This is a genomic window from Psychrobacter sp. TB67 (assembly GCF_000511065.1).
Taxonomy (GTDB): domain Bacteria; phylum Pseudomonadota; class Gammaproteobacteria; order Pseudomonadales; family Moraxellaceae; genus Psychrobacter; species Psychrobacter okhotskensis.
Map to the genome: position 1 here is coordinate 1 of NZ_AYYA01000062.1, position 3,674 is coordinate 3,674.

General features: G+C 39.7%; 4 protein-coding genes. 2 read left to right on the forward strand and 2 right to left on the reverse strand.

What is annotated here, in order from left to right:
• The first annotated feature begins 51 nt into the window (after positions 1-51).
• Positions 52-1,215: a zinc-dependent alcohol dehydrogenase gene (locus W293_RS0112065; protein ID WP_025645663.1), complete on the forward strand. Its 1,164-nt coding sequence runs from the start codon at positions 52-54 to the stop codon at positions 1,213-1,215.
• Between the two features lie 549 nt (positions 1,216-1,764).
• A complete protein-coding gene (locus W293_RS0112080) occupies positions 1,765-2,355 on the forward strand; it encodes a recombinase family protein (RefSeq protein WP_025652680.1) in 591 nt (196 codons plus the stop codon).
• Positions 2,356-2,608: 253 nt separating this feature from the next.
• Here the strand turns inward: W293_RS0112080 and W293_RS0112085 are convergent, their stop codons facing one another.
• Both W293_RS0112085 and W293_RS0112090 read right to left on the reverse strand, forming a co-directional pair.
• Positions 2,609-3,091 (reverse strand): DMT family transporter, encoded by a 483-nt coding sequence (locus W293_RS0112085; protein WP_227502330.1) that lies wholly within the window; start codon positions 3,089-3,091, stop codon positions 2,609-2,611.
• A gap of 47 nt (positions 3,092-3,138) precedes the next feature.
• On the reverse strand, positions 3,139-3,674 hold a 536-nt coding region (locus W293_RS0112090), incomplete at its 5' end, for an IS30 family transposase (RefSeq protein ID WP_025651008.1).

Consider the following 3,674-nt stretch of genomic DNA (forward strand, 5'->3'; position numbering starts at 1 on the left):
CAGATTATTGGTTTATCGAGATTTTGCAAGCTTTACTTAATTGGAGAAATTATGCGTGCTTTAACTTACCACGGTGCTAAAGATGTGCGAGTGGACAATGTCCCAGAGCCTAAACTGCAAGAAAAAGATGATGTTATTTTACGTGTGACTGCAACTGCAATTTGTGGCTCAGATTTACACTTATATCGTGGCAAAATGCCTGCAACTGAGGAAGGCGATATTTTCGGTCATGAGTTTATGGGTGTGGTTGAAGAAGTAGGATCTGAAGTCACTGCTGTTAAAAAAGGCGATAGAGTTGTTATTCCTTTTGTTATTGCATGTGGTAACTGCTTTTTCTGTCAGCATGACCTAATGTCCGCTTGTGAGACTACAAATACAGGCCCAGGCGCTGCTATTAATAAAAAAATAATTCCGCCACCGGCTGCTTTATTTGGTTTTAGCCATTTATATGGTGGGATTCCTGGTGGACAAGCAGAATTTGTACGGGTTCCTAAAGGTAATTTTAATCCGTTCAAAGTAAATGGCTCACTGTCAGATGAGAAGGTTTTATTTTTATCAGATATTTTACCAACTGCTTGGCAGGCCGTGACTAATGCCAATATTACTAAAGGTTCAACCGTAGCTATTTATGGTGCGGGTCCTGTGGGGTTGTTATCAGCAGCTTGTGCCAAAATGTTAGGCGCTGAGCAGATCTTCGTGGTAGATCATAATGACTACCGTTTGCAGTATGCCAAAGATACGTACGGGGCTATTCCGGTTAATTTCGATAAGGTAGATGCTGCTGAGTTCATCATTGAACAGACCAAAGGGCATCGTGGCGTTGACGGCGTTATTGATGCGATTGGCTTTGAAGCCAAAGGCAGTATGCTAGAAACAATAATGACCAATTTGAAAATTGAAGGGTCAAGTGGTGCAGCTTTACGTCAATGTATTGCAGCTGTGCGTCGTGGCGGGGTCGTTAGTGTTCCTGGTGTGTATGCAGGACCCATTCATGGTTTCTTATTTGGTGACGCTTTTGATAAGGGGCTTACTTTCAAAATGGGCCAAACCCATGTACACAAGTATTTACCACAATTATTAGAGTATATTGAAAATGGTGATTTATCACCTGAAGCTATTATTACTCACCGTATGAATTTGTCTGACGCTGCTAAAGGTTATGAAATTTTCGAAAAGCGTGAAGAAGAATGTCGTAAAGTCATTTTAACTCCTTAATTTTTCAAATTTACCCTTAACTTTTAACATTTAAAGGTTAGGTCATAGCTGCTTTAACGAGATTATCTTAAATAATGATTATCGCTAAAGCAGCTAGTAAAAAAATCTTTGACTTGCTTTTCTCTGCACACGGCAAAAAAATCACCCCCCCCCAACCGATTTTCATGGGTTTAGGGATTAAAAAAACTAACTAACTGTCTTAGATGGTCTTAAAGCTTAGAAGTATAAAGCACAATAAACTTTCTTATATTTATCAGGATCATCTTTATTAGCTACAAACCCTTTGCTAACCAACTTTACCGAGTTAAATGTTTCACCTTCATCATTAGTTATCATAACAATCAAGTTTTGATCCCCAAAACTTTGGAGTTCTTTAATCAGCTCTTTAATTGTCTTAGTTCTATCTTCCCATTGCACTATACCTAAAAAATAAAACCTCTAAACGATAATATATCTATCATTAGGCTTGTTATTAATGTTAAATGATAGTAATATCTTATTATTATCAATAAACATTGATTATTAAGTCTAAATAATATAGGTGGCGTTATGACCGTTCGTATTTATGTGAGAGCCAGCACTAAGGATCAAGACGCTAAGAGAGCCTTGTCTGACTTGATTAGCTTTAGCCAAAGCTATGATGATAACCATGTTGAGTACGTAGAGCATTTCAGTGGTACTAAGCTTGATAGACCAGCACTCACTCTGTTACTCAATGATGCTGAAGAAGGCGATATTCTGCTGGTTGAAAGCGTGGATAGATTAAGCCGGCTATCTCAAGATGATTTTGCAATTCTAAAGCAGCGCATCAAAGACAAGGGCTTGCGATTGGTGGTGGCCGATATACCAACGACGCATACAGTCAGTGAGGGTATGACCGGGGATATTCTCAAGGTGATCAACGATATGTTGATCGACTTACTAGCCACAATGGCAAAGCTTGATAACGACAAGCGTAGAGAGCGTATCAAGCAGGGGTTAGCGAATAGTGGTTATAAGCCCACAGGTAAGAAAGCCAATACAGTGAAACATAATCGTATTAGAGAGTTGGCCAGTCAAAACAATATGACGAAAGAGGAGATTGCTAAGGCGGTTGGTGTTGGGGTGGCTACGGTTTATCGGGTGTTAAAGCAGGGCTAACAGCTGAATAGTTGAGGTATTTTAAATAACAGTTTGTCTTTTTTATAGACACGATACTATTAGATACATAAGAACCAACTTGGAAGTTTTTAATCATGCAACCGACTTATTATAGTGCTTAACAAGTAATCTACAGTTTCGTCAAACATGAACCGATGTAAACGTTAAATAACATTTTAGTCTTATTCATAACTTTTATTATTTCTTATTATTTATGGCACATCAGCTTGATTAGGTTTTAAAAGCTATTATCCTACCCAGTTTTTTGTCTAAACCTCATAGATTCAAGAGTAGCAAGCCATATCAAAGGTAGGATAATCAGCGCAGAACCTATTAACAAAGTCATATTTGGTACTTCGTTAAACCATATGATTCCGACCACCACCGCTCCTAGTAAACCTGAGTATTCCGCACTAGAGACTTTGTACGCTTCAATGTGTCGGTACACCTGTACGCATATACCCGCATAAATCAAAATAAATACATTTGAACTGGCGGCCGTAATCAATGAGTGCCAGTCAAATGGCTGTCCCTCCCAAATAGCCAACCCAAGCGCGAACGGGATTCCTAATAAATTGGTCAAAAGTAGCGTTTGATAGACAGAATGATTTTGTGGAAGTTTACGAACTAAGAGATTGTTTATCGCCATGGTTACCGCTACTATAAGCGCAAAAACTGCCCCTGAATTGATCTGTTTTGGTTGTACGATAACGAGGATACCAGCAAAACCTAACATAGATACCGCTATAATTGGAAAGGTTAATCTGTCTTTATAACTTGGATTCAACATTGAAGTGCAACGCACCCGAAGCTAGATTTTACCTCAAGAGGTGTTCTAAACCCTAGCACCTTTCTAGGTCGATTATTTAAACTGTCTTCAATCGACTGAACTAAGTGCATGCATAGGTTATCCAGACGCATTGACTTCGGTAGAAACTGACGAATTAACCCATTGGTATTCTCATTCGTTCCACGCTCCCAAGAATGATAAGGCTGAGCAAAATAAATATCAGCCTTCAACGCTGTTGCCATCGTTTCATGGTCAGCAAACTCTTTACCGTTATCAAAGGTGATACTTAACGCCTGTTCACCTTTTAGCATGCCAATACAAGCTTGTGTGACGGCTACTGCCTTGCGATTGGGTAGCGCTTTGATCTTAGTCTCTCGAGTTGTTCTATCCACTAGAGTGACAAGCACACCTTGATGTCCACGACCAACCACCGTATCCCCTTCATAATCGCCCATACGACTGCGCGCTTCAATGATACTGGGACGGTCATTGATATCACAGCGGTTCGCTATCTTTCCGCGCCTATCAT